At 64.6% G+C, this 23,082-nt stretch carries 23 protein-coding genes and 1 tRNA gene; 11 read left to right on the plus strand and 13 right to left on the minus strand.

Translation table 11 applies throughout. The features are described from left to right. Positions 1 to 47: 47 nt before the first annotated feature. From V6657_RS12425 to V6657_RS12435, 3 genes are read right to left on the minus strand one after another with little or no spacing between them, the layout of a single operon-like run. Positions 48 to 473, minus strand: a complete 426-nt coding sequence (locus V6657_RS12425) for a DUF2486 family protein (RefSeq protein ID WP_048934586.1) — start codon at positions 471 to 473, stop codon at positions 48 to 50. Next, positions 470 to 898, minus strand: coding sequence for a DNA polymerase III subunit chi (locus tag V6657_RS12430; RefSeq protein WP_048934585.1), 429 nt, complete (start codon positions 896 to 898; stop codon positions 470 to 472). Before V6657_RS12430 ends, V6657_RS12425 begins: the two co-directional genes overlap by 4 nt. Before the next feature lie 31 nt (positions 899 to 929). After that, a complete protein-coding gene (locus tag V6657_RS12435; protein WP_048934584.1) occupies positions 930 to 2,450 on the minus strand; it encodes a leucyl aminopeptidase in 1,521 nt (506 codons plus the stop codon). A gap of 148 nt (positions 2,451 to 2,598) precedes the next feature. Between V6657_RS12435 and lptF the strand changes: the two genes are divergently transcribed. Genes lptF through V6657_RS12450 form a run of 3 tightly spaced genes read left to right on the plus strand, consistent with a single transcriptional unit; the run spans position 2,599 to position 5,281 of the window. Beyond that, the gene (gene lptF / locus V6657_RS12440; protein WP_048934583.1) at positions 2,599 to 3,717 is read left to right on the plus strand and encodes an LPS export ABC transporter permease LptF; all 1,119 of its coding nucleotides are present in this window, start codon (positions 2,599 to 2,601) and stop codon (positions 3,715 to 3,717) included. Then, a complete protein-coding gene (lptG, locus tag V6657_RS12445; RefSeq protein ID WP_082170233.1) occupies positions 3,717 to 4,910 on the plus strand; it encodes an LPS export ABC transporter permease LptG in 1,194 nt (397 codons plus the stop codon). The genes lptF and lptG overlap by 1 nt, the downstream gene beginning before the upstream one ends. After that, the gene (locus tag V6657_RS12450) at positions 4,910 to 5,281 is read left to right on the plus strand and encodes a CbiX/SirB N-terminal domain-containing protein (RefSeq protein WP_048934581.1); all 372 of its coding nucleotides are present in this window, start codon (positions 4,910 to 4,912) and stop codon (positions 5,279 to 5,281) included. Before lptG ends, V6657_RS12450 begins: the two co-directional genes overlap by 1 nt. Positions 5,282 to 5,291: 10 nt before the next feature. On the opposite strand, the gene V6657_RS12455 is transcribed toward V6657_RS12450, so the two are convergent. Beyond that, positions 5,292 to 5,693, minus strand: coding sequence for a 5-carboxymethyl-2-hydroxymuconate Delta-isomerase (locus tag V6657_RS12455; protein WP_048934580.1), 402 nt, complete (start codon positions 5,691 to 5,693; stop codon positions 5,292 to 5,294). Positions 5,694 to 5,722: 29 nt separating this feature from the next. Next, complete coding sequence (locus V6657_RS12460) at positions 5,723 to 6,619, minus strand: LysR family transcriptional regulator (RefSeq protein WP_048934579.1); 897 nt, start codon at positions 6,617 to 6,619, stop codon at positions 5,723 to 5,725. A 126-nt stretch (positions 6,620 to 6,745) separates the two neighbouring features. On the opposite strand from V6657_RS12460, the gene V6657_RS12465 reads away from it, so the two are divergent. Beyond that, positions 6,746 to 7,762: an NAD(P)-dependent alcohol dehydrogenase gene (locus V6657_RS12465; protein WP_048934578.1), complete on the plus strand. Its 1,017-nt coding sequence runs from the start codon at positions 6,746 to 6,748 to the stop codon at positions 7,760 to 7,762. 7 nt (positions 7,763 to 7,769) lie between these two features. Here V6657_RS12465 and cobA read toward each other — a convergent pair whose 3' ends face one another. From cobA to V6657_RS12500, 7 genes are all read right to left on the minus strand, one after another. Next, positions 7,770 to 8,576 (minus strand): uroporphyrinogen-III C-methyltransferase, encoded by an 807-nt coding sequence (gene cobA / locus V6657_RS12470; protein ID WP_048934577.1) that lies wholly within the window; start codon positions 8,574 to 8,576, stop codon positions 7,770 to 7,772. Positions 8,577 to 8,644: 68 nt separating this feature from the next. Then, positions 8,645 to 9,952 carry a sulfate adenylyltransferase subunit 1 gene (locus V6657_RS12475; protein WP_048934576.1) on the minus strand — a complete coding sequence of 436 codons (1,308 nt, stop codon included), beginning with the start codon at positions 9,950 to 9,952 and terminating at the stop codon, positions 8,645 to 8,647. 2 nt (positions 9,953 to 9,954) lie between these two features. Continuing rightward, entirely contained in the window at positions 9,955 to 10,905 is a 951-nt protein-coding gene (cysD, locus tag V6657_RS12480) for a sulfate adenylyltransferase subunit CysD (RefSeq protein WP_048934575.1), read from the minus strand. A gap of 10 nt (positions 10,906 to 10,915) precedes the next feature. Continuing rightward, positions 10,916 to 11,719: a phosphoadenylyl-sulfate reductase gene (locus tag V6657_RS12485; RefSeq protein ID WP_048934574.1), complete on the minus strand. Its 804-nt coding sequence runs from the start codon at positions 11,717 to 11,719 to the stop codon at positions 10,916 to 10,918. Continuing rightward, a complete protein-coding gene (locus V6657_RS12490; protein WP_048934573.1) occupies positions 11,716 to 12,264 on the minus strand; it encodes a DUF934 domain-containing protein in 549 nt (182 codons plus the stop codon). Before V6657_RS12490 ends, V6657_RS12485 begins: the two co-directional genes overlap by 4 nt. A gap of 18 nt (positions 12,265 to 12,282) precedes the next feature. Continuing rightward, positions 12,283 to 13,944, minus strand: a complete 1,662-nt coding sequence (locus tag V6657_RS12495) for a nitrite/sulfite reductase (protein ID WP_048934572.1) — start codon at positions 13,942 to 13,944, stop codon at positions 12,283 to 12,285. 131 nt (positions 13,945 to 14,075) lie between these two features. After that, positions 14,076 to 14,849, minus strand: coding sequence for a sulfite exporter TauE/SafE family protein (locus tag V6657_RS12500; RefSeq protein WP_048934571.1), 774 nt, complete (start codon positions 14,847 to 14,849; stop codon positions 14,076 to 14,078). Between the two features lie 163 nt (positions 14,850 to 15,012). Here V6657_RS12500 and V6657_RS12505 point away from each other — a divergent pair, with 163 nt between their 5' ends. The 7 genes from V6657_RS12505 (at position 15,013) to V6657_RS12535 (ending at position 22,188) form a co-directional block, all read left to right on the plus strand. Then, complete coding sequence (locus tag V6657_RS12505) at positions 15,013 to 15,954, plus strand: CysB family HTH-type transcriptional regulator (RefSeq protein ID WP_048934570.1); 942 nt, start codon at positions 15,013 to 15,015, stop codon at positions 15,952 to 15,954. A 32-nt stretch (positions 15,955 to 15,986) separates the two neighbouring features. After that, positions 15,987 to 17,156: an ABC transporter substrate-binding protein gene (locus V6657_RS12510; RefSeq protein WP_048934569.1), complete on the plus strand. Its 1,170-nt coding sequence runs from the start codon at positions 15,987 to 15,989 to the stop codon at positions 17,154 to 17,156. A gap of 21 nt (positions 17,157 to 17,177) precedes the next feature. After that, complete coding sequence (locus V6657_RS12515; protein WP_048934568.1) at positions 17,178 to 18,062, plus strand: NAD(P)-dependent oxidoreductase; 885 nt, start codon at positions 17,178 to 17,180, stop codon at positions 18,060 to 18,062. A gap of 70 nt (positions 18,063 to 18,132) precedes the next feature. Then, positions 18,133 to 18,217 (plus strand) — tRNA-Leu (locus tag V6657_RS12520). Between the two features lie 194 nt (positions 18,218 to 18,411). Continuing rightward, on the plus strand, positions 18,412 to 20,271 hold the full coding sequence (gene ilvD / locus V6657_RS12525; RefSeq protein ID WP_048934567.1) for a dihydroxy-acid dehydratase: 1,860 nt from the start codon (positions 18,412 to 18,414) through the stop codon (positions 20,269 to 20,271). A 167-nt stretch (positions 20,272 to 20,438) separates the two neighbouring features. After that, positions 20,439 to 21,239, plus strand: coding sequence for a TlpA disulfide reductase family protein (locus V6657_RS12530; RefSeq protein WP_048934566.1), 801 nt, complete (start codon positions 20,439 to 20,441; stop codon positions 21,237 to 21,239). A 79-nt stretch (positions 21,240 to 21,318) separates the two neighbouring features. After that, positions 21,319 to 22,188, plus strand: a complete 870-nt coding sequence (locus tag V6657_RS12535) for an ion transporter (protein ID WP_048934565.1) — start codon at positions 21,319 to 21,321, stop codon at positions 22,186 to 22,188. Positions 22,189 to 22,266: 78 nt separating this feature from the next. Here the strand turns inward: V6657_RS12535 and dkgB are convergent, their stop codons facing one another. Next, a complete protein-coding gene (dkgB, locus tag V6657_RS12540; RefSeq protein ID WP_048934564.1) occupies positions 22,267 to 23,073 on the minus strand; it encodes a 2,5-didehydrogluconate reductase DkgB in 807 nt (268 codons plus the stop codon). Positions 23,074 to 23,082 lie beyond the last annotated feature (9 nt).

Below are 23,082 nucleotides of genomic sequence, written 5' to 3' on the forward strand. Positions count from 1 at the left end.
CCCATTCAACGAAGAACCCGCCATCTGGCGGGTTTTTTCTTGGGCGATTAGCGCAGCGGTGTCTTGTGCTGGTCGGCCAGCGCATCCTCCAGCGCAGCGCCCAGCCACTCCATCAGGCGGGCCTCCAGCGTGCGCGTGAGATCGGCCGCCAGTTGCTCGGTCAACAGCGACAGACGCGACTCCAGCGCCGCGCGACATTGCGCCTCGATCAGCGTCGGCCATTCGGTCTGGAAGCGCCACATCACGTGCCCCATCACGCGCGCGGCGTCGGTACCGGCTGGCGGCATCGCAGAGGCGGGTGCCAGGCCCTGCTCGCGCAGGACAGGCGGCACGGCTGGTGTAGCAGGGGCAGCCGTTGGAGAAGGCGCGGCGGCCGGAGCGACCACCGGTTCAGCATCCTCCAGCTCGACGATCTCCGTCAGAACGGGGATGTTGTTGTCCGCGGGGGACCCAGAGTTGCGTCCGTCGGTCATGCGCGCCCCACGTCGTGGTGTTGGATCGGGTAACCGCGGTCGCGGTAGAAGCGGAAGCGGTCGCGCGCGGCGGCGCGGTCGGCATCGTCATCGCCAACGATCTCGATCAACCGGGCAAAACGCGCAAACAGCGGCGGCGGCTCGTGCGACAGGTTGACCAGGATGTCGTGATGCGGCGCGTCGTCCAGCGGCTCGGCGGTATCGGCCAGCAGGATGGGCGTCTGCACGGCCAGCGGGTGCCGCAGGCCACAGTGCGGCAGGAAATCAAGCGGGCTGAAGGTCCACAGCTGTGTGTCGAACGCTTGCAGCGCGGCTTGATCCCCCACCACGATCACCTTCTGGCCCGCGCCGTAAGCCTTACGCACGAGCCGGCAGGCATAGGCCAGCTTGCCGGGCACGTTGCTGTGGAAATCGACGCGGGTCATACTGCTCCTCGGCTGACTTGGCTCGCTCGGCTCAAGCGCGGTCCATCAGGAAGCGCGTCAGCAGCGGCACCGGGCGGCCCGTGGCGCCCTTGGCTGCGCCACTCTTCCAGGCGGTACCGGCGATGTCGAGGTGGGCCCAGTCGTACTTCTCGGTGAAGCGCGCCAGGAAGCAGGCGGCCGTCACGCTGCCGGCCGGGCGGCCGCCGATGTTGCCCATGTCGGCAAAGTTGGACTTGAGTTGCTCCTGGTATTCCTCGTCCAGCGGCATGCGCCAGGCGGTGTCGAGCGATTGCTTGCCGGCCGCGATCAGCGAATCCGCCAACGCATCGCTGCGGGCGTACATGCCGGTGTTGATGTGGCCGAGCGCGATGATGCAGGCGCCGGTCAGCGTTGCCACGTCGATCACCACGGCCGGCTTGAAGCGCTCCACATAGGTGAGCGCATCACACAGGATCAAGCGGCCTTCGGCATCCGTATTCAGGATCTCGATGGTCTGGCCCGACATGCTGGTAACCACATCGCCCGGCTTGGTGGCGATGCCGCTGGGCATGTTCTCGCAGGTCGGCACCACGGCGATGACGTTCTGCTTCAGGCCCATCTCGGCCACGGCGCGCAGCGTGCCCAGCACAGAGGCGGCGCCGCACATGTCGTACTTCATCTCGTCCATGCCCTCGCCCGGCTTGAGCGAGATGCCACCCGTATCAAACGTGATGCCCTTGCCGACCAGCACCACCGGCGCCTGCTTGGCCGGGCCGCCGTCGTAGCGCAGCACGATGAACTGGGGTGGCTCTTCGCTGCCCTTGGTCACGGCCAGGAAGGCGCCCATCTTCAGGGCTTCGATCTGCTTGCGGCCGAGCACCTCGACCTTGAGCTTGAATTCCTTGGCGATCTGGCGCGCTGTGTTGGCCAGGTACGTGGGGGTGCAGATGTTGGACGGCAGGTTGCCCAGGTCACGCGTCAGGTCCATGCCGTTGGCGATGGCGGTGCCACGCGCGGCGGCCACGCTGGCGGCCTTGGCGTCGGCAGCGGGCACGGCCAGCACGATCTTGCGCAGCGTGGTGCCGTTCTTGTCGCCTTTGCTCTTGAGCGACGGATGCCGCTCGATGAAGCGGTAGCTGGTCTCGCGGATGAGCGCGACGGCGGTCAGCACGGCCCAGGCGGTGTCCCGGCTTATGTCCTTCGTGCGGGCGGTGTGCTCGGTCAGCGTCCACGTCACGTTGGCGGCCTTGGTGCCGGCCAGCGCGCGCAGTGCAGTGCGCACGGCTTCCGCATAGGCGCGGTCGGTGAAGTCGGCTTCCTTGCCCAGGCCGACCAGCAGCACGCGGGCGGCGCCCACGCCAGCCACTTCGTGCAGCAGCAGCGACGTGCCGCGCTTGCCTTCAAAGTCGCCCAGCTTGATCAAGCGACCGACCAGGCCCTTGGTCGCCACGTCCAGCGCCTTGGCGGCACCCGCCAGGGTCTGCGACTCGAACAGACCGATCACGAGGCAATCGCTCTTGGCCGCCAGGGCGCCCGCTTTGGCCCAGTCCAGGGCTTTTGTGCTAAATTCCATCGCGCTTCTCTCTATGAGGCGAGTCAACGAAAGCCCACATTATCCGCGATTTTGCGCGGGGGCTCCGATGGAACCCAGATGGGGCACCTATCGTCCCAACTGCGGTCCCAACCTGGGTCTAGACCTCGCCCACCCTTCCAGCATCCGCATGATTTTCGAACAAGCCCTGCGACGCGAGCTGTCCTTCACCGCCGGCGCCGTCTTCCTCGTGCTGCTGACGTTCATGCTGACCACCCTGGTGATCCGCATTCTCGGCATGGCCGCCAATGGTGAAGCCAACCCGAACGACGTCCTGCTCCTCATCGGCCTGGCTACGCTGGGCTACCTTGCCATTCTCTTATGCGCCACCCTCTTCATCTCGGTGCTGCTGGTGCTCACGCGCTGGTACAAGGATTCCGAGATGGTGGTGTGGTTCACCTCCGGCATCAGCCTGACCGATTTCATCCGCCCGGTGCTGCGCTTTTCGCTGCCGTTCATCGTGCTGGTGGCGCTGCTGGCGCTGTTCGGCTGGCCGTGGGCCAACCAACAGAGCGCGCTGTTCCGTGATCGCTTCGAGCAGCGCGATGTGCTGTCGATGATCTCCGCCGGCCGCTTCATCGAGCCCGCACACGGCAACTACGTGCTCTTCATCGAAGGCGTGGACTCGGGCATGAAACACGCCCGCAACCTGTTCGTGGCGAATGCCGCGCAGGACAAGATCGGCGTGGCGCTGGCCAAGACCGGCGAGTTCAAGACCATGCCCAACGGCGACCGCTTTGTCGTGCTCGACAAGGGCCGCCGCTATGAGGGTACGCCCGGCAAGCTCGACTACCGCATCGTCGAGTTCGACAAGTACGGCGTGAAGGTGGCCAACAAGCCGCCGCAAGCGGATGCCAATCTGCCCACCAAGAGCCGCTCGACCGCCGACCTGCTGGCCGACCCGACGCCCGAGAACCTGGGCGAATTGGTCTGGCGCATCGGCCTGCCGCTGCTGGCGCTGAACTTCGTGCTGATCGCCATTCCGCTGGCCTACGTCAACCCGCGCCTGGGCCGCTACACGCCGATGATCTTTGCCGTGCTGATCTACCTGACGTACTCCAACCTGCTGAACCTGTCGCAGGCATGGGTGGCACAGGGCAAGATCAACGCGATGCTCGCCTGGTGGCCGCTTCATGTCATCGCCCTCATCTGCGCGGTGCTGCTGTTCCGCTTCCGCCACTACAGCGCGGCTGGCCTGAAGGGTATTTCGGCCCTGCTCGGCTTCGCACCGAAGAAGGCGGGCGCATGATGAAGATGCCGGTCTACGAAAAATACTTCGCACGCCAGATCTACGGCGTCTTCGTCTTCATCCTGTTTGCGGTGCTGGCGCTGTTCATCTTCTTCGACATGCTGGGCGAGCTGGGCTCGGTCATGGGCCGCTACACCACGCTCATCGCGTTCTTCCACGTGATGCTGCAGGCGCCCACGCGTGTGTATGAGGTGATTCCGGTGGCCGCGCTTATCAGTGCGATCTACGTGTTCTCGCAGATGGCGAGCCAGTCGGAATTCACGATCTTTCGCGTCGCCGGGCTCGACACGAAGCGCGCGCTGCTGTCGCTGTTCAAGATTGCGCTGCCGCTGGCGCTGGTGACGTACATCTTCGGCGAGTTCATCGGCCCGAAGGCGGAGCAGTACGCGCAGAAGGTGCGGCTTGAAGCGCTGGGCGCCACGGTGTCGGCGGGCTTCCGCTCGGGCGTGTGGGTCAAAGACCGCGGCCCGGCCAAGCCGGACGGCAGCGGCGGTGAAGTGACGCGCTTCATCAACGTGGGCGCGCTGCAGGCAGACCAGTCCATCCAGGGCCTGCGCATCTATGAATTCGACTCGGACTACCGTCTGAGCACGATTCGCGTGGCGCAGCACGCACGGTATGAAGGTCACCAGAACTGGCAGTTGAGCAACGTGACCGAGACGCGCTTCATTGAATTCCCGCGCAAGTCAGTTGCCGCCACGCCGCAGGACAACGTGCAGGCCGCACCCGGCGCACCCGATGCACTGGCACCGGATTTCCGTGGCGAGCAGACCACGGTGCCGCAACAGGAGATGCGCTCGGAACTCACGCCGCAGTTACTGTCGGTGCTGATGGTCACGCCTGACCGCATGGCCACGCTGGATCTGTTCCAGTACATCCGCCATCTGCGAGACAACAAACAGGATTCACAGCGCTATGAAATCGCGTTGTGGAAGAAGGTGGTCTACCCGTTCACCGTGCTGGTGATGATGGCGCTGGCCCTGCCCTTCGCCTACCTGCACGCACGCGCCGGCGCCGTCGGCCTGAAGGTGTTCGGCGGGATCATGCTGGGTCTGTCGTTCCAGTTGGTGAACAACCTGTTCTCGCACGTCGGCTTGCTCAATACCTGGCCGGCGATCTTCACGGCCATCGTGCCTGGTGCGCTCTATCTGGCACTGGCGCTGGTGGCGCTACGCTGGGTGGAGCGTCACTGATGACCGCGCGCGCACTCGTGCTGTTTGCGCATGGCGCGCGCGATGCTCGCTGGCGCGAGCCGTTCGACCGTTTGCAGAAGCGCCTGGCCGCCCAGCAACCCGACGTTGACGTCCGTCTTGCCTTTCTTGAGCTGATGACACCCGACCTGCCGGGCACGATCGACGAACTTGCTGCCGCCGGTGTGCAGCACATCACCATCGTGCCGGTGTTCTTTGGCCAGGGCGGCCACTTGCGGCGGGATCTGCCGGCGCTGGTCGAGCGCTGCGCACAGGCCCACCCCGCCCTCTCCATCCGTTGCGCCGATGCTGTCGGCGAGGACGACGCCGTGCTCGACGCCATCGCCGGCTACTGCGCGCGGCAACTCGGCTGAGCTTGTCCCCTTATTGCGGTTCTGTCGCCTGCACGAAGCGCGCGTGCACGTTGTTCCCCACATGGAAACCGTGGGTGTCGAACTCCTCTAACTCTAGCGTCAGCCCGAGATTGCGGCGCGCAAACACGTCGGCCAGATGCGCGCGCAGGGCAGCGAACAATTCCGCGCAGATCGGCCCCGTCACAGCCTTGGGCCGACCGGCCTTGATGCGGAATACCACGTGAATGAAGGCATCGTCCTCAGCACCGTCTGCCATGCGGTACTGGTCCAGGCGTAGCGCGCGTGTGCGGATGCCGCCGGTCGGAAACACATCGGCATGGCCGATCAGCACACCGTTGAGCAGGCGCATCAGCTCGGGAATGCGCGCATCAACTTCAACGTTGGCGGTGTACTCGATGATGACGTGCGGCATCGCAGGCGTCCGAAAAAGGGGTTAGGTGATTAACGCGCCGCCGCGGCCTCGGTGGACATCGCCGATTCGAGCGCATCCACTACCCGCGCCAGCCGCCCCAGTGACGGCGCACGCTGCACGCAGACGTCCCATTCCGATGGGGCCGAGGTGAGCTTGTGCACCGATAGCATGCCCTCGGCAAGCTGCGGCCCGATCAGCCGCACGGGTGCGAACCCGAGCCCGAAGCCCTCCGCCACCAGCGCATGCTGCAGCGGCACGGATTGCACTTCAGCGGCCACATTCGGCGTCAGGCGATCGGCGTCGTAGCGGCCCAGCAGCCACGCCCGCATCTCACAGCCCGCCGGATTCAATACCCAGGCCTCGTCCGTGACTTGCGCCATCGACAACGTCGGCGGCAGCTTGCGCGAGGGCGCAGCAATCAGGCTGACGGGCTCCGTGCCGATCACGCGGATGTCCGCATCGGCGTGATGGCCACGCGCGTTGGACGGTGCCAGCCACAACGCGACGTCCAGCTCGGCGCGCTTCAGGCGCTCGCGCAGCACACCGCCCCACTCGCAGCTCAGGCGGAATGACACGCCCGGATAGCGCAATCGCAGCCTCGACAACAGGCGTGCAAACCGCGCATCGCTCACCGCATGGCTGACACCCACACGCAGCGCGCCCTCGGGCTCGCCGGTGGCACGCACGGCACTGCGCAGCGCCTCGAATTCACCAACGATGGTGCGGCAGCGCGCCAGCACCGCCTCGCCCTCGGCGGTGAGCCGGAACGGTTTGACGCGCCGGTCGAACAGCACGGTATCGAGCGCGCGCTCCAGCCGCTGGATCTGCTTGGTGACGGCCGGCTGCGTGAGCGGCAGGTGCTCGGCCACGCGGGCGATCGACCCGGTCTGCGCCAGCAACACGAAGGTACGCATCTCTTCAAGCATGACGACATTCCCAATCGTTATGTTTTCTCTGAACAAATTGAATTGGATTCATCTTAAGCAACAGGCCACAGTATCGCCAGACGCGCTTTTGCGTTGCTTTCCTCTCCCAACAACCACGAGGACACCATGAAAGCTCTGGCACTGACCGACGGTTACGGCATCGACGCCCTGCGCGCCATTGAGCGCGACGACCCCACGCCCGCCCCCGACGAAATCATCGTGCGCACGCGCGCGGCCTCGCTCAACTTCCGCGACCTGGAGATCGTTTCCGGCAAGTTCTTCACGCGCTTTCCGCTGCCGCTGATTCCGCTGTCCGACGGCGTAGGCGAGGTGGTGGCCGTTGGTGGCAACGTGACGCGCGTGCGCACGGGTGACCGTGTCGCCGGCACGTTCTGGCAGCGCTGGGACGGCGGCGACTTTCGCAACGCCGACACGCGCCGCATGCTCGGCGGCCCCATCGACGGCTGGCTGGCTGACACCATCCGCCTGGATGCGGGCGGCGCAGTGGTGGTGCCACCGCACCTGAGCGATACCGAAGCCGCCACCCTGCCCTGCGCCGGGCTCACCGCACGGCACTCCCTGATCGAAGCGGGCAACCTGCAGCCGGGCGAAACGGTGCTCGTGCAGGGCACGGGGGGCGTGTCGATGTTTGCGGTGCAGTTCGCGCTGATGGCCGGAGCGCGCCCTATCGTGCTCTCGAGCAGCGACGCAAAGCTGGAACGCGTGCAGACGCTTGGTGTGCCCGAATCCGACACGATCAACTACCGCACCACGCCGGACTGGCACGAAGCGGTGCTCGCGTGCACGGACGGCCGCGGTGTCGATCACGTCATCGAAGTGGGTGGCGGGGGTACGTTTCAGCGCTCGCTGAAGGCGCTGCGGGTCGGTGGGCAGATCCACCTTGTCGGCTACCTGGCTGGGCGTGAAGGCAGCGTGAGTCCGCTGGAAATCTTTGCGCGCAAGGCGGTGATCCGGCCGGCATCGGTCGGTTCGCGGGCGTCATTTGAGTCGATGAACCGGGCGCTGGCGCTGCACGGCCTGCACCCGATCGTCGATCAGGTGCTGCCGTGGCAGGACGCGCCGGAGGCGTTCCGGATGATGGAAGCCGGGAAAGTCTTTGGGAAAATCGCGCTGGCGTTCTAAGCGATGCTCAGGCGGCTAGAACGTGGGGCTCGCTGGAAAACACTTCCGGCGCAGCGTTCGTTGCGCGCGCGGCAAACGCGTCGCCAATCATCAGCAGGCTTGGGTGTTCCGGGTTGATCCACGCGGCCGCAGCACCCTCGGCCATCTGCTGCAGCGTGAAGCACGCCGAGCGTTGCTCGGGCGTGGTGGCGGCTTCAACCACCCACGCGGGCGTGGAAGGCGCACGGCCACGAGCGATCAAGTCAGCCGCAATGGAGGCGGCCTGGTCGCGGCCCATGTAGTAGACGAGCGAATCGGCCTGTGCGGCAGCTTCGGGCGTCACACCCTCGGGCTGCGGTGTGTCCGGGTCGGCCGCCTTGGCTTGGGTGACGAACGCCACGCTGCGGGCCACGCCGCGCTTGGTCAGCGGCTGGCGAATCGCGGATGCTGCGGCCAGCGCCGCAGTGATGCCCGGCACGACTTCGTAGTCGATCCCGGCCTGTTCCAGCGCCTGCAATTCCTCATCCGCACGACCAAACAACATCGGGTCACCGCCCTTGAGGCGCACCACGCGCTGGTACTTGGTCGCCAAGTCGACGAGCTGGCGATTGATGAAGCGCTGCGCGGTCGAGCGCTTGCCGCAACGCTTGCCGACGGCAATCAGCACGGCCTGCGGGCAATACTGGAAGACCTCGGGCGAGACCAGTGCGTCGTGCAGCACGACCTCGGCTTCGCCCAATAGCCGTGCACCGCGCACCGTGATGAGGTCCGCGGCGCCGGGGCCCGCACCAATCAGGCTCACGTGGCCAAGTGTCTTGTGGGTCTTCGCTTCCATTTGCCTAGCTTCCTTTGCTTTTTCCTGCGGGGCGCAGGCGAGTTTGCGACACGCGGCGCCCCTTCACTTTAGGAAAATGCACGGATCATGCCCGCTGCCACCGTATGGTGCGTGGCTTCGTCCACCAGGATGAACGCGCCGGTGGCGGGATTATCACCATAGGCGTCGCAGACGATCGGCTTCTGCAGGCTGATGTTGACGGTACCGATGTCGTTCAGCGCAATCTGCTTGCGGCCGGTTTCGTGCGACAGCGTATGCACGTCCAGCACGCGCTCGACTTCCGACACACGTGCGAACACGGTGGCCGTCGTGTGCTTGAGCACGTACTTGCGGGCCGGGTTCAGTTCGTGTTCGTCGAACCAGCACAGGTCGGCATGCAGCTTCTTGGCGGCGTTGGTGGCTGTGGTGGGCGCTGCGACGATGGTGTCGCCGCGCGAGATGTCCACATCGTCCGCCAGGCGCACGGTGATGGTCTCGCCGGGGCCGGCGGAATCGGCCGAACCATTGGGCGTCAGCACTTCGGCAACCGTCGTTTCGCGGTTGGCAGGCAGCACGCGCACGGCTTGGCCGACGCGCACGGTACCGGCTTCCACACGGCCCATGTAGCCGCGGAAATCATCGGCCTGCGAGCCATCCTGGCGCGCCACGAGCTGTACCGGGAAGCGCAGTGCGTCGTCGCCGGTGGGCGCCGTCTCTTCCACCTTCAGGTCTTCGAGCAGCGCCAGCAACGGCTCACCCTGGTACCACGGCATGGCTTCGGACGCGTGCACGATGTTGTCACCGCGCAGGGCCGACACCGGCACGTAGCGCACATCCTTCAGGCCCAGCTGTGCGGCCAGTGCGTCGTAAGCGGTGCGGATTTCGTTGAAGCGCGCTTCGCTGTAGTCGACCAGGTCCATCTTGTTGACGGCCACGATCACGTGTTGCAGTTCCAGCAGCTTGACGATGGCCGAATGGCGCTTCGTCTGAGCCAGCAATTGCGCCTTGCCATCCACGGTCGTCACGCGCGTGGCGTCGATCAGGATGATGGCGGCGTGCGCGGTCGATGCGCCCGTCACCATGTTGCGCGTGTATTGCTCGTGGCCCGGCGTGTCGGCAATGATGAACTTGCGGCGCGCGGTCGAGAAATAGCGATACGCCACGTCAATCGTGATGCCCTGCTCGCGCTCGGCTTCCAGGCCGTCGGTCAGCAGCGAAAAGTCGATGTCTTCGCCAGCGGTGCGCTTGTTCTTGGCGCGCGTGAGCGCTTGCAGCTGGTCGGACAGCACGGCCTTGCTGTCGTACAGCAGACGGCCGATCAGCGTGCTCTTGCCGTCGTCGACGGAACCGGCGGTGATGAAGCGCAGCAGCCCTTGGTGTGATGTTTGGTTGCTCATGATCAGAAATACCCTTCCTTCTTGCGCTTTTCCATCGAGGCTTCGCTCGTCTGGTCGTCCATGCGCGTGGCACCGCGTTCGGTGATCTCGGTGATGGCCGTCTCGGCGATGATCTCGGCCGGCGTGGCAGCGGTGCTCGCCACCGGGCACGTGCAGCTGATGTCGCCCACGGTGCGGAAGCGCACCGACAGGACTTCGCTCTCGTCGCCGTCGGCCTTGGGCGTGATGGGCGTGACGGGCACCAGCAGGCCGTTCTTGCGCACGACTTCACGTTGATGCGCGTAGTAGATCGGCGGCAGGGCGAGGTTCTCGCGGGCGATGTACTGCCACACATCGAGCTCCGTCCAGTTGGAGATCGGGAACACGCGCATCTGTTCGCCTTGCGCCATGCGGGCGTTGTACAGGCTCCAGAGTTCCGGGCGCTGAGCCTTCGGATCCCACTGCCCGAATTCGTCGCGGAACGAGAAGATGCGCTCCTTGGCGCGCGCCTTCTCTTCATCGCGGCGGGCGCCGCCCATCAGGGCGTCGAAGCCGTGCGATTCGATCGTTTCCAGCAGCGTGACGGCCTGTGCGGCGTTGCGCGAATCGGTTTCCTTGCGCAGGCGCACTGTGCCGCGCTTGATGGAGTCTTCCACATGGCCGACCACCAGACGCGCGCCCAGTTCAGCCACGCGCTGGTCGCGGAACTGGATCACTTCCGGGTAGTTGTGGCCCGTGTCGATGTGCACCAGCGGGAACGGCAGTTCGATCTTGCGATCGCCCAGTCGGAAGGCCTTGAGCGCCAGGTGCAGCATGACGATCGAATCCTTGCCGCCCGAGAACAGCAGCGCCGGGTTGCGGCACTCGGCCACCACCTCGCGAATGATGTAGATCGACTCGGCTTCCAGCCAGTCGAGGTGCTCGTTCTGCACGGGCGTCAGTGCCGTGCCGGGGATTTCGCTCATGACTCCCATGTTCCTTTCCTTAGCTCTTTTGCGACACGTTGGTCGCATGCAAACCGCATTCTTTGCTGTCGCGCGATTCCCACCACCAGCGACCGGCGCGCACATCTTCGCCAGCGCGCACCGCGCGCGTGCAGGGCTCACAGCCGATGCTCGGGTAGCCCTTGTCGTGCAACGCGTTGGTAGGTACGTTGTGCTGCTCGAGGTAGGCCCAGACTTCAGGCTCGGACCAGTCGAACAGCGGGTTGTACTTGGCGATGCCGCGGGCGTCGTCGTCTTCGGCAAACGGCAGGTCGGCACGGGTGACGGCCTGCTCGCGGCGCTGGCCGGTCAGCCATGCATCGGCATCCTTCAGCGCGCGATTCAGCGGCACCACCTTGCGGATGTTGCAGCAAGCCTTGCGCAGTTCGATGCTGTCGTAGAACGCATTCAGGCCGTTGTCACGCACGTAGGCTTCCACTGCGCGGGCGTCCGGTGCGTATTGCTCGACCGCATAGCCGTAGTGTTCACGGATGCGATCCAGCATCGCCAGCGTTTCGGCATGCAGGCGGCCGGTCTGCAGCGTGAAGATCGGCAGGTGCGCCCGCACAGCTTCGGGGCTGCGCAGAATCGCATCCGTCACGACCATGTCTTCGGCGGCCAGGCTGGTGGCGAACTTTGCCACACCGTGCTTGGCGGCAATCTCGGCCAGGCGCTCGAACAGCGCGGCTTCCTTGGCGGCCAGGCCTTCGGCGGTGCCGGTGTAGACGGGGCGCGTCCACAGCACCGGCCGCCCGATTGCGGACACCGGCACTTCGGACACGGCGATGTCTTGCGTATCACTCATGCTGCGCTCGCCTCGGTCGCACGCTCGCGGCGGAACAGCGGGCGCGGTTCGTCGACGGCGCCCTGGTAGCGCACGCTGATCTCGCCGAAGCCGTGCAGCGCATCGTCGATGCTCTTGTCGGCGCGCACAGCGTAGGCGTCGAAACCGCAACGGCGCATGAAGTCGAGCTGATCGCGCAGCACGTCGCCGATGGCGCGCAGCTCACGCGTGAAGCCCAGGCGCTGGCGCAGCAGGAACGCCGTGCTGTAGCCGCGACCATCGCGGAATACGGGGAAATCCACCGCCACTAGCGGCAGGTTCGGCAGGTCAGCTTCCAGCGCAAACGGCTCGTCGTCCGGAGCCAGCCACACGGCCAGCGTGCCGGCGCGCGCACGCGTCAGCAGCGCGTCGCGACTGGCTTGCCAGAAGGCCAGCGGCACGATGGCGTGCGTGGCGGCATCCACATCGGCTTGCGTCAGTTCACCACCTTCGGGTGCACGCAGCACCGTCCATTCATCGGCCACGATTTGCGGGGCACCGTTTTGCAGCTTGATGATCTTGCTCATGTTCGTTTCCCTCGGCAATTAGGCTTCTTCACGGGCGTAGACACGTTCCTTGAACGGGGCCATGCCGATGCGGTTGTAGGTGTCGATGAAGCGTTCGTCTTCCGCGCGGTTGGCGACGAAGGTGTCGATGATGCGTGTGATCACGTCGGGCATTTCTTCCGCCTTGAACGACGGGCCGATGATCTTGCCGATCGCCGAGTCGTTGCCCTGCGCGCCACCCAGCGACACTTGGTACCACTCTTCTTCGTGCTTATCGACACCCAGGATGCCGATGTTGCCGACGTGGTGATGGCCGCACGAGTTGATGCAACCCGAGATGTTGAGCGACAGCTCGCCCAGGTCGTGCACGTAATCGAGATCGTCGAAACGCGCCTGAATCGCCTGTGCGATGGGGATCGACTTGGCGTTGGCCAGCGAGCAGAAATCGCCGCCCGGGCACGCAATGATGTCGGTCAGCAGGCCGATGTTGGCGGTGGCCATGCCGTGTTCCTTGGCGAGTTGCCAAAGGTCGAACAGATCGTGCTTCTTCACGTCCGGCAGGATCAGGTTCTGCTCATGCGCCACGCGCAGTTCACCGTAACCGAAGCGCTCAGACCAGTCGGCCACCAGTGCCATCTGCTCGGCCGTGGCATCGCCCGGAGGCAGTGCAGCGCCTGGCTTGAGCGACAGCGTGACAGCGGCATAGCCCGGCACGCGGTGCGGATGCACGTTGCGGCTCACCCAGCGCGCGAACGCCTTGTTCTCCAGCAGCGCCTTTTCATAGCCAGCGTCGGTGTCGGCCAGCTTTTCATACGCGGGCGGCGCGAAGCATTGCGCCACGCGGTCGAACTCGGCCTGCGTGATGGTCGACGGGCCGTCCTTGATGTGCTGCCACTCTTCTTCCACCTGGCGGGCAAATTCTTCCGCGCCGATGGCCTTCACGAGAATCTTGATGCGCGCCTTGTACTTGTTGTCGCGGCGGCCATGGCGGTTGTACACGCGCACAGCGGCTTCGATGTACGACAGCAGGTGCTGCCAAGGCAGGTCTTCCTTGATGATCGCGCCCAGGATCGGCGTACGGCCCATGCCGCCGCCGGCCAGGATGCGCAACAGCGTCTGGCCATCCTTCTCATATGCATACACGCCGATGTCGTGCAGTTGCGTCACAGCGCGGTCTTCGCGCGAGGCCGACACGGCGATCTTGAACTTGCGCGGCAAGAAGGCGAATTCGGGGATGAACGTCGACCATTGCCGCAGGATTTCCGCCAGCGGGCGCGCATCGATCACCTCATCCGGCGCCACACCAGCAAACTGGTCGGTCGTGATGTTGCGGATGCAGTTGCCCGAGGTCTGGATGGCGTGCATTTCCACCGAGGCCAGCTTGCTCAGGATGTCCGGCACCTCTTCCAGCTTGATCCAGTTGTACTGGATGTTCTGGCGCGTGCTGAAGTGGCCGTAGCCGCGGTCGTGTTCAGCAGCGATGTGGCTGAGCATGCGCATTTGGTTGGCACGCAGATGACCGTACGGAATCGCCACGCGCAGCATATAGGCGTGGCGCTGGTAGTACAGGCCGTTCTGCAGGCGCAGCGGCAGGAACTCTTCTTCCGTCAGTTCGCCCGAGATACGGCGGCGCACCTGGTCGCGAAACTGCTCAACGCGGTCGGCGACAAGGCGGTGATCGTAAGCGTCGTATTGGTACATGACTGTTCAGTCCAATCCGGTCTGTGCCGGCATGCGATTCAATTGGGGGAAACGGTTCGTTGTGTGGCTGCTGGGGTCGTATCAGCGACAGCAGCAACACATGGCGAGCGGCGTCAGCACGGTTTCACGCATCACGACACCAGCTTGATGGCCGTGACCGTGAGCGTGGCGGCAAGCGCGCCGCGCACCAGACGTTCCGGCAGATTCTTGGACAGGCGCGCGCCCAGCCAGATACCCGGGATGGAGCCCACCAGCAATGAGAGCAGCAGGTTCCAGTCGATCGTGCCCAGGTACATGTGGCCGAGGCCCGCCACGGCGGTCAGCGGCACGGCGTAGGCAATGTCGGTGCCGGCCACTTCGGCGCTCTTCAATTCGGGGTACAGGATCAGGATCAGCGTCGCGCCCACGGCACCCGCGCCGATGGACGACACCGTCACCAGCACGCCCAGCACCACGCCAACGAATACCGTGGCCGCGGCCAGTACCGTGCCTTGCAGGCGATAGCGCGGGTTGCGGGCCAGCCAGCCCAGCACGCGCTGGCGGAACAACAACGAAATCACCGTCAGGATGACCGACACGCCAATCGTCACGCGGATGATGTGCATCCACTCCGCATCCAGAGTGCCGACGCTCTTGAGCACCAGCACCGTCACCAGCGCGGCGGGCAGGCTGCCCAGGCAGAGCCGCTTGACGATGTCCCAGCGGATATGGCCGTGGCTGCGGTGCGCGATCGTGCCCACGCCCTTGGTCAGCGACGCGAACGCCAAATCCGTGCCCACGGCGGTGGCCGGCGAGAAGCCGAACATCAGCGTCAGCAGCGGCGTCATCAGCGAACCGCCGCCAACGCCCGTCAGGCCGACCAACAGGCCGACCAGCAAACCGGAAACCGTATAGGCGAGCGTCATAGCGCGGGGGAAAAGGGACAGTGAGGGCGTGTTATCACGAAGTTCGAGCATCGTAATGAAGTGGCCTCATATCCCAAACCAATAAAAAATTGTTTGTTTATATGGGCTCGGTTATAAGTAACGATCTGATCGCTCGCTTTTCTTCGCATCCGATCGCGCAGCCATGAACCTTCACCAATTTCGTTTCGTTCGCGAAGCCGTCCGGCAGAAATTCAACCTGACCGAGGCCGCAAAAGCGCTCTATACATCACAACCTGGTGTCTCCAAGGCCATCATCGAGCTGGAAGAGGAGCTGGGTGTCGATATCTTCACGCGGCACGGCAAGCGCATCCGGGGTCTCACAGAGCCGGGGCGCCGCATCCTGGCCTCGGTCGAGCGCGTGCTGGAAGAGGTTGAGACGCTGAAACGCGTCGGCAAGGACTACGCCGCCCAGGACCAGGGCAACTTCACAATCGCCACCACACACACGCAGGCGCGCTACGCGCTGCCCAAGGCAATTGCCGAGTTCACCCGCAAGTACCCCAAGGTGCGCCTGTCTATTCAGCAGGGCACGCCCGCGCAGATTGCCGAGATGGTGCTGCATGACCAAGCCGACATCGCCATCGCCACCGAGGGCATGTCGCATGTGAAAGACCTGATCTCGATCCCAGGCTACCAGTGGCAGCATGTGGTGGTGACGCCACCCGACCACCCACTGCTCTCGCGCCAGCACCTGACGCTGGAAGACCTGAAGGGCTATCCGCTCATCACCTACGACCAGCACTTTGCCGGCCGCCCCAAGATCGACCATGCCTTCGAGCTGCGCCAGATCAAGCCGGACATCGTGCTGGAGGCCATCGACGCTGATGTCATCAAGACCTACGTGGAAGTGGGCCTGGGCGTCGGCATCGTGGCTGGCGTCGCCTTTGACCCCGAGCGCGACCGCAACCTGCGCGCCATTCCCGCCGGGCACCTGTTCGGCACCAATGTGACGCACCTGGGCATCAAGCAGGGCGCGTACCTGCGCGGATTCGTCTACACCTTCATCGAGTTGTTTGCGCCAGCGCTCACACGCAAGCTGGTCGAGCAACTGATGTCTGGCGAGCACGAAGCCTACGAACTCTGATTCGCCTGAAGCCTGAATTTTCCGGAGATTGCATGACGACCCGACGTCGCCTGTTATATGGCGTGGCGCTCTTTGCGAGCGCTGCCGCCATTGCCCTGCCCGCCCAAGCCGACATCCGTGTGGGTGTGGTGCTCTCGACCACCGGCCCGGCTGCGGCCATCGGCATCCCCAGCAAAAACACCGTGCAGATGTGGCCCGCCACCATTGGTGGGCAGCGCGCGCAGGTGATTGTGCTGGACGATGCGTCCGACCCGTCGATGGCGGTGCGCAACGTGCGCAAGCTGATCGCCGAAGACAAGGTGGACGTGATCGTCGGCCCGACGATCGTGCCGACGGCACTGGCATCCCTTGATGCCGTGGCCGAAGGACAGACGCCGATGATCACGCTGGCCGCCTCGGCTTCCATCGTGGAGCCGCAGGACGCCAAGCGCCGCTGGGCGTTCAAGATGCCGCAGAACGATTCGCAGATGGCGACGTTGGTGACGCAACACATGGCGGACAGCGGCGTGCACACGGTCGGCTTTATCGGCTTTACCGATGCGTACGGCGAGAGCTGGTGGCGCGAGTTCTCCAAGCTGGCTGACGTACGCAAGCTGAAGGTCGTCGCCAACGAGCGCTTTGCCCGCACAGACGCCAGCGTCACCGGCCAGGCGCTCAAGCTGATGGCCGCCAAACCCGACGCCATCCTGATTGCCGGCGCCGGCACACCCGCTGCTCTGCCCGAGCGCACGCTGGTCGAGCGTGGCTACAAGGGCCGCATCTATCAGACGCATGGCATTGCCAGCACGGAATTCCTGAAGGTGGGTGGCAAGGACGTGGAAGGCACCCTCTTCCCGACCGGCCCGGTGGTGGTGGCACGCGAACTGCCGGCCAACCACCCGGTACGCAAGGTGGCCGTAGAATTTGCCGATCGCTACGAAGCCAAGTACGGCCCCAACTCCGTCACGCAGTTCGCGGGCGATGCCTGGGGTGCCTGGCAGTTGCTCGACAACGCCACGGCTCGTGCGCTCAAGACCGGGGCCAAGCCCGGTACCCCGGCCTTCCGTGCTGCCCTGCGCGATGCGCTCGAAACCACGCAGAACCTGACGGTGCCCAACGGCGTGCTGAACCTGAATGCCCAGGATCACCAGGGCTTCGACCAACGCTCGCGCGTGATGGGCATCATCACGAACGGCCGCTTCGCTTACGCGGGCCCGCGCTAAATCAATCCGTAGAGATTCGCCATGACACGACTCGCCTTCATCGGCCTCGGCAACATGGGCACGCCGATGGTCCAGCACCTGATTGCTGCCGGCCACACCGTGCGCGTCTATGTGCGTCGCCCGGAAGCCGCCGACAACGCCCGCGCCATCGGTGCCGAGCCGTGCAGCACGCCCGCTGAGGCGGCTCGCGACGCCGAGGTCATCTTTACCAACGTCACCTCCACTGCCGATGTGGAAGGCGTGCTGCTGGGGCCGGATGGCGTGGTCAACGGTGCGCCGCGCGGCGCGGTGTGTATCGACCACAGCACGATCTCCGCCGTGGCCACGCGCCGCATTGCAGCCGAGCTGGAAGCCGCAGGGCTGGAGTTTCTCGATGCGCCGGTTTCCGGTGGCACGGGCGGTGCGCAGAAGGCCACACTGTCGATCATGGTGGGCGGCAAGCCGGAGGTGCTCGAACGCGTGCGCCCGTTGCTGCAACTGTTGGGCACCACCATCACCTACATCGGCGGTCATGGCTCGGGCCAGGTTGCCAAGGCGTGCAACCAGATCGTGCAGGTCATCAACATCCAGGGCATTGCCGAGGCCATGCTGTTTGCGCGCGCCCAGGGCACTGATCCGTCGCGCGTGCTGGCCGCCATCGGCCCAGGCTTTGCCGGCAGCCGGATGCTCGATATGGAAGGGCCGAAAATGGCCGAGCGCAACTTTGCCGCCGGCATCGAAGCGCGCCTGCACGACAAGGATTTCGGCCTCGTGCGTGAAATTGCCCAGGAACTCGGCCTGCAGATGCCGGCGATGGAGCTGGTGGCCTCGCAACTCAATACGCTGGTCGCCAACGGCTGGGGGTATGACGATACGGCGTCGCTGCTGCGCGTACTTGAGCTGCAGAACGAGCAAAAAGTGGGGTGATTGCGCCCTTCCCGGCCCGTCTTGTTTGGCTGGCCGGACTTCTGGCATAATTGCCGGCTCAGCTGTACCTGCCCGAGTGGTGAAATTGGTAGACGCAGGGGACTCAAAATCCCCCGCCGCAAGGCGTGCCGGTTCGATTCCGGCCTCGGGCACCAGATTCCAAGCCGCTTCTGTTCATTCAGAAGCGGCTTTTTCATTGGGCGCCCGCCCTGCCAGGCAGCGCCTCCTGCAGACGTGGGATAATCGCACCTTTGCCCCGGGCACGGCTCAAGAGGTTGATCGCACGGGCGCGCGAGGGCCTTTATCCGCGTGGCCCGCTCCCACAATCGATCCTTCTTCAGTACCCACAATGCCCGCATACCGTTCCAAAACTTCCACCGCCGGCCGCAACATGGCAGGTGCGCGCTCACTGTGGCGCGCCACCGGCATGAAAGACGAAGACTTCCAGAAGCCGATCATCGCGGTCGTCAACTCGTTCACCCAGTTCGTGCCCGGCCATGTGCACCTGAAGGATCTCGGCCAGCTCGTCGCGCGCGAGATCGAAGCTGCGGGCGGTGTCGCCAAGGAATTCAACACGATTGCCGTGGATGACGGCATCGCGATGGGCCACGACGGCATGCTGTATTCGCTGCCCAGCCGCGACATCATTGCCGACTCGGTCGAATACATGGTCAACGCGCACTGCGCGGACGCCATGGTCTGCATCTCGAACTGCGACAAGATCACCCCGGGCATGCTGATGGCCGCGATGCGTCTGAACATTCCGGTGATCTTCGTGTCGGGCGGGCCGATGGAAGCGGGCAAGACCAAGCTTGCCAACCCCGTCACCAAGGCGATCGAGATCAAGAAGCTCGACCTGATCGACGCGATGGTGATCGCGGCGGACACCAAGTACACCGATGAGGAAGTGGCAGAAGTCGAGCGCTCGGCGTGCCCCACGTGCGGTTCGTGCTCGGGCATGTTCACGGCCAACTCGATGAACTGCCTGACCGAAGCACTGGGCCTGTCGCTGCCGGGCAATGGCACCGTGGTCGCCACGCATGCAGACCGCGAACAACTGTTCAAGCGCGCCGGCCACCGCATCGTTGAGCTGGCCCGCCAGTACTACGAACAGGAAGACGAGCGTGTGCTGCCTCGCTCGGTCGGCTTCAAGGCGTTTGAGAACGCGATGACGCTCGACATCGCCATGGGCGGCTCGACCAACACGATCCTGCACCTGCTGGCAATCGCACAAGAAGCCGAGATCGACTTCTCGATGAAGGACATTGATCGCCTGTCGCGCGTCGTGCCGCAACTGTGCAAGGTCGCGCCGAACACAAACAAGTACCACATCGAAGACGTGCACCGCGCGGGCGGCATCATGGCCATCCTGGGCGAGCTGGACCGCGCCGGCAAACTGCACACCGATGCACCGACCGTGCACGCGCCCACGATGAAGGACGCGCTGGACCAGTGGGACATCGTCCGCACCTCGGACGAAGCCGTGCAGACGTTCTACCGCGCGGGCCCCGCCGGCATTCCGACGCAGGTGGCGTTCAGCCAGAACACGCGCTGGCCGAGCCTGGATCTGGACCGTGCGGAAGGCTGCATCCGCTCGAACGAACACGCATTCTCGAAAGAAGGCGGCCTGGCCGTACTGACGGGCAACATTGCGCTGGATGGTTGCGTGGTGAAGACCGCTGGCGTGGACGAAAGCATCCTGGTGTTTGAAGGCACGGCGCACGTGACCGAATCGCAGGACGAAGCGGTCGAGAACATCCTGGCCGACAAGGTCAAGGCTGGCGACGTGGTGATCGTGCGCTACGAAGGCCCGAAGGGTGGCCCCGGCATGCAGGAAATGCTCTACCCGACGAGCTACATCAAGTCCAAGGGCCTGGGCAAAGCCTGTGCGCTGCTGACCGACGGCCGCTTCTCGGGCGGCACGTCGGGCCTGTCGATCGGCCACTGCTCGCCGGAAGCGGCAGCGGGCGGCGCGATCGGCCTGGTGCGTGATGGCGACAAGATCCGCATCGACATCCCCAACCGCACGATCAACGTGCTGGTGAGCGATGAAGAACTGGCGCGTCGCCGCGAAGAGCAAAACGCCAAGGGTTGGAAGCCCGCCAAGGCGCGTCCGCGCAAGGTATCGGCTGCGCTCAAGGCGTACGCCAAGCTGGTCATGTCGGCCGACAAGGGCGCCGTGCGCGACCTGTCGCTGCTGGACGACTGACATGGCGACGGGCCCTGTGCCCAGTTGTCGAAGCCGCTCTCCGGAGCGGCTTTTTCTTTGGACGTTGCCCGCGGCAGCATCCACAAGATGTCGCAAGTGCACGCGCCGAACTCCCCGTGTCGTCCGTTGTCTAGCGTCTCATTGCCTATCTTGACCACAGATTCCCCATGATGAGTGTTGGCCCGTTCTCAGTGCACGTGATTGTCGTGGTGCTGGCAGCCCTGATTGCGTGGCTCGTTGCACGATCGATGCAACGCAAGGAGCCGCGCAAACCGGCGGCCAACCTGCTGCTCGATGCCGTGTTCGTTGGCCTGATTGCCGCGCGCCTCGGCTATGTCGCGCGCTGGTGGCCAGAGTACCTCGCCACGCCCAGGTCCATCCTCGCGATCGGTGACGGCGGGTTCGACTGGTGGATCGGGCTGCCGGCCGCCGTTGCGCTCATCCTCTGGAAATCGCGTCATGCGCGCGCACTGCGCCGGCCAGCCTTGATCGGCATTGCCGCTGGCATGCTGGCGTGGGCCACGGCACAAGGCACCTTGGCGACGCTGCAGCGTGCCACGCCGTCCCTGTCTGCCTTGCAGCTGGAAGGCATGGACGGATCTGCCGTGTCGTTCGACAAGCCCATCGGCAAACCCGTCGTGCTAAACCTGTGGGCCAGTTGGTGCCCACCCTGCCGACGCGAGATGCCAATCCTCGCCCAGGCGCAATCCGACTACCCCGGGGTGGTCTTCCTGATGGTCAATCAAGGAGAGCAGGCGCCCACCGTGCAGCAGTTCCTCGCGCAGCAAGCGCTGTCATTCGACCACGTGCTGCTCGACCCGCTATCAGAAGCGATGCAGACCTTCGGCTCACGCGGGCTGCCGACCACGCTGTTCTTCGATGCCCAGGGCAAGCTGGTCGATTCGCACATGGGTGAGATCACCGCCGCGCGCCTCAAAGACGTGGTGGAGCATCGTCTCCAACCTTAGGGCCTGTTGGCGCGGCGGGCACCGTCAAATCAGTCAATTCTGATATGCGTTACGACTTGTGCCTTCTACAGTCGGGCGCATGAAGACATCGATCCGAAAACTCGTGAGCATCGTGCGCCACGCCGCAAGCGATGCCGTCAGCCCGGCACGGTTCCAACGCAATCTCGATATCGTGGTGCTGGGGCTGATCGTAGCCAGCGTGCTCGTCGTCATGGCCGATAGCGTGAAGGAATTTCACGCGCAGTATGGCCAGGCGCTGTACGTGACCGAGTGGGCGTTCACGCTGCTGTTCACGGCGGAGTATCTGTTTCGCCTCCTCACCGCGCCCAAGCCTGCGGCCTATGCGCGCAGCTTCTTCGGCATCGTGGATCTGGTGTCCGTGCTGCCGACCTATCTCGCGTTCTTCTTCCCCAGCCTGCATGCACTGATTGACGTGCGCCTGCTGCGGCTGCTGCGCGTGTTCCGCATTCTCGGGTTGTCGATCTATCAAGAAGAGGGGCAAGCGCTGATGCGCGCCCTCACCCGTGCACGCCGCAAGATTTTCGTCTTCATCGGCGGCATGTTCGTGCTCACGGTCATCCTGGGCACGGTGATCTATCTGGTGGAAGGGCCAGAGAACGGCATTACGAGCATCCCGGTAGGCGTGTATTGGGCAGCGGTGACGATGAGCACCACCGGCTACGGCGACCTCACCCCGCAAACGCCGCTGGGCAGGCTGATCACGTCATGTGCGATCCTGCTCGGCTACGGCATCATCGCGTTCCCGACGGGCATCATGGGTGCCGAGCTCGTCGCCACTGCGCTGGAGCGCCACCGCCCCCAGCAGCGAGCCGAACCCTCCACCGGCCCCGACGCACCGCAATGCCCATGCTGCGGCCGCGCGATGCCCGTTGCAGACACCCCTACCGCAGGCGATGCGCAGGACGCCTCTACCCGGCAGTCCGGCTAGTTGCCCCGGAGCCCATCTCAAGAACGAAAAGGCCAAGCGTGTTGCTTGGCCTTGTTCATTGCTTTGGCGATACGACGTTCAATCCCACTGCGCTGCGAGCCCCTCGGGCGAGACTTCACGTCCATTGCGTTCAAGCGCGGCAATCTGGGCCATGTCGTCGTCCGTCAGATGCAGCGTCTGCGCGAGCAGGTTGCTGGCGAGGTTCTCGCGCTTGGTCGACGACGGAATCACCGAGTAGCCAAGCTGCATCGCCCAGGCGAGCACGACCTGGGCCGGCGTCGCATGACGCCGCTGCGCGATCGCGCCGATCACCGGATCGCCCAGCACCTTACCGTAGGCCAACGTCATGTACGACGTGACGTGAATGCCCTCGCGCTGCAGGAACGCCACCAGCTTGCGATTCTGCAGATACGGACTCAGTTCGATCTGGTTCGTGGCGATGGCGTCTTTGCCGACGGCGGCAATCGCCTGCTGCGTCAGCGCGATGTTGAAGTTCGAGATACCGATCTGCCGGGTCAGGCCCCTGGCCTTGGCATCCGCCAGCGCGTTCATGAACACATCGAGAGGCACGCCGTTGTTGGGCGCCGGCCAGTGGATCAGCGTGAGATCGACATAGTCCGTGCGCAGCTTCGCGAGGCTGTCTTCGAGGCTCGGCACGAGCTTGTCCTTCGCGTAGTTGTCGACCCAAATCTTGGTGGTCAGGAACAGGTCTTCGCGGCGGATGCCCGAGCCGGCAATCGCCGCGCCCACGTCGGCCTCGTTGCCGTAGATCTGCGCGGTGTCGATCGCGCGATAGCCGAGTTCAAGGCCATTGCGCACCGAATCGATGACAGCCTGGTCCTTCAGGCGGAACGTGCCGAGACCGAAAGCGGGAATCTTGTTCATCCTATGCTC

It is taken from the genome of Ralstonia sp. RRA (assembly GCF_037023145.1).
Lineage (GTDB): Bacteria > Pseudomonadota > Gammaproteobacteria > Burkholderiales > Burkholderiaceae > Ralstonia.

Bases quoted from the DNA above. Each gene is read 5' to 3' on its own strand.
- ilvD (WP_048934567.1), top strand. From the start codon at position 18,412: ATGCCCGCATACCGTTCCAAAACTTCCACCGCCGGCCGCAACATGGCA.
- V6657_RS12485 (WP_048934574.1), bottom strand. From the start codon at position 11,719: ATGAGTGATACGCAAGACATCGCCGTGTCCGAAGTGCCGGTGTCCGCA.
- V6657_RS12535 (WP_048934565.1), top strand. From the start codon at position 21,319: ATGAAGACATCGATCCGAAAACTCGTGAGCATCGTGCGCCACGCCGCA.
- V6657_RS12435 (WP_048934584.1), bottom strand. From the start codon at position 2,450: ATGGAATTTAGCACAAAAGCCCTGGACTGGGCCAAAGCGGGCGCCCTG.
- V6657_RS12465 (WP_048934578.1), top strand. From the start codon at position 6,746: ATGAAAGCTCTGGCACTGACCGACGGTTACGGCATCGACGCCCTGCGC.
- lptF (WP_048934583.1), top strand. From the start codon at position 2,599: ATGATTTTCGAACAAGCCCTGCGACGCGAGCTGTCCTTCACCGCCGGC.
- V6657_RS12450 (WP_048934581.1), top strand. From the start codon at position 4,910: ATGACCGCGCGCGCACTCGTGCTGTTTGCGCATGGCGCGCGCGATGCT.
- V6657_RS12455 (WP_048934580.1), bottom strand. From the start codon at position 5,693: ATGCCGCACGTCATCATCGAGTACACCGCCAACGTTGAAGTTGATGCG.
- dkgB (WP_048934564.1), bottom strand. From the start codon at position 23,073: ATGAACAAGATTCCCGCTTTCGGTCTCGGCACGTTCCGCCTGAAGGAC.
- V6657_RS12430 (WP_048934585.1), bottom strand. From the start codon at position 898: ATGACCCGCGTCGATTTCCACAGCAACGTGCCCGGCAAGCTGGCCTAT.
- V6657_RS12515 (WP_048934568.1), top strand. From the start codon at position 17,178: ATGACACGACTCGCCTTCATCGGCCTCGGCAACATGGGCACGCCGATG.
- V6657_RS12505 (WP_048934570.1), top strand. From the start codon at position 15,013: ATGAACCTTCACCAATTTCGTTTCGTTCGCGAAGCCGTCCGGCAGAAA.
- cobA (WP_048934577.1), bottom strand. From the start codon at position 8,576: ATGGAAGCGAAGACCCACAAGACACTTGGCCACGTGAGCCTGATTGGT.
- lptG (WP_082170233.1), top strand. From the start codon at position 3,717: ATGAAGATGCCGGTCTACGAAAAATACTTCGCACGCCAGATCTACGGC.
- V6657_RS12490 (WP_048934573.1), bottom strand. From the start codon at position 12,264: ATGAGCAAGATCATCAAGCTGCAAAACGGTGCCCCGCAAATCGTGGCC.
- V6657_RS12425 (WP_048934586.1), bottom strand. From the start codon at position 473: ATGACCGACGGACGCAACTCTGGGTCCCCCGCGGACAACAACATCCCC.
- V6657_RS12500 (WP_048934571.1), bottom strand. From the start codon at position 14,849: ATGACGCTCGCCTATACGGTTTCCGGTTTGCTGGTCGGCCTGTTGGTC.
- cysD (WP_048934575.1), bottom strand. From the start codon at position 10,905: ATGGGAGTCATGAGCGAAATCCCCGGCACGGCACTGACGCCCGTGCAG.
- V6657_RS12530 (WP_048934566.1), top strand. From the start codon at position 20,439: ATGATGAGTGTTGGCCCGTTCTCAGTGCACGTGATTGTCGTGGTGCTG.
- V6657_RS12475 (WP_048934576.1), bottom strand. From the start codon at position 9,952: ATGAGCAACCAAACATCACACCAAGGGCTGCTGCGCTTCATCACCGCC.
- V6657_RS12460 (WP_048934579.1), bottom strand. From the start codon at position 6,619: ATGCTTGAAGAGATGCGTACCTTCGTGTTGCTGGCGCAGACCGGGTCG.
- V6657_RS12495 (WP_048934572.1), bottom strand. From the start codon at position 13,944: ATGTACCAATACGACGCTTACGATCACCGCCTTGTCGCCGACCGCGTT.
- V6657_RS12510 (WP_048934569.1), top strand. From the start codon at position 15,987: ATGACGACCCGACGTCGCCTGTTATATGGCGTGGCGCTCTTTGCGAGC.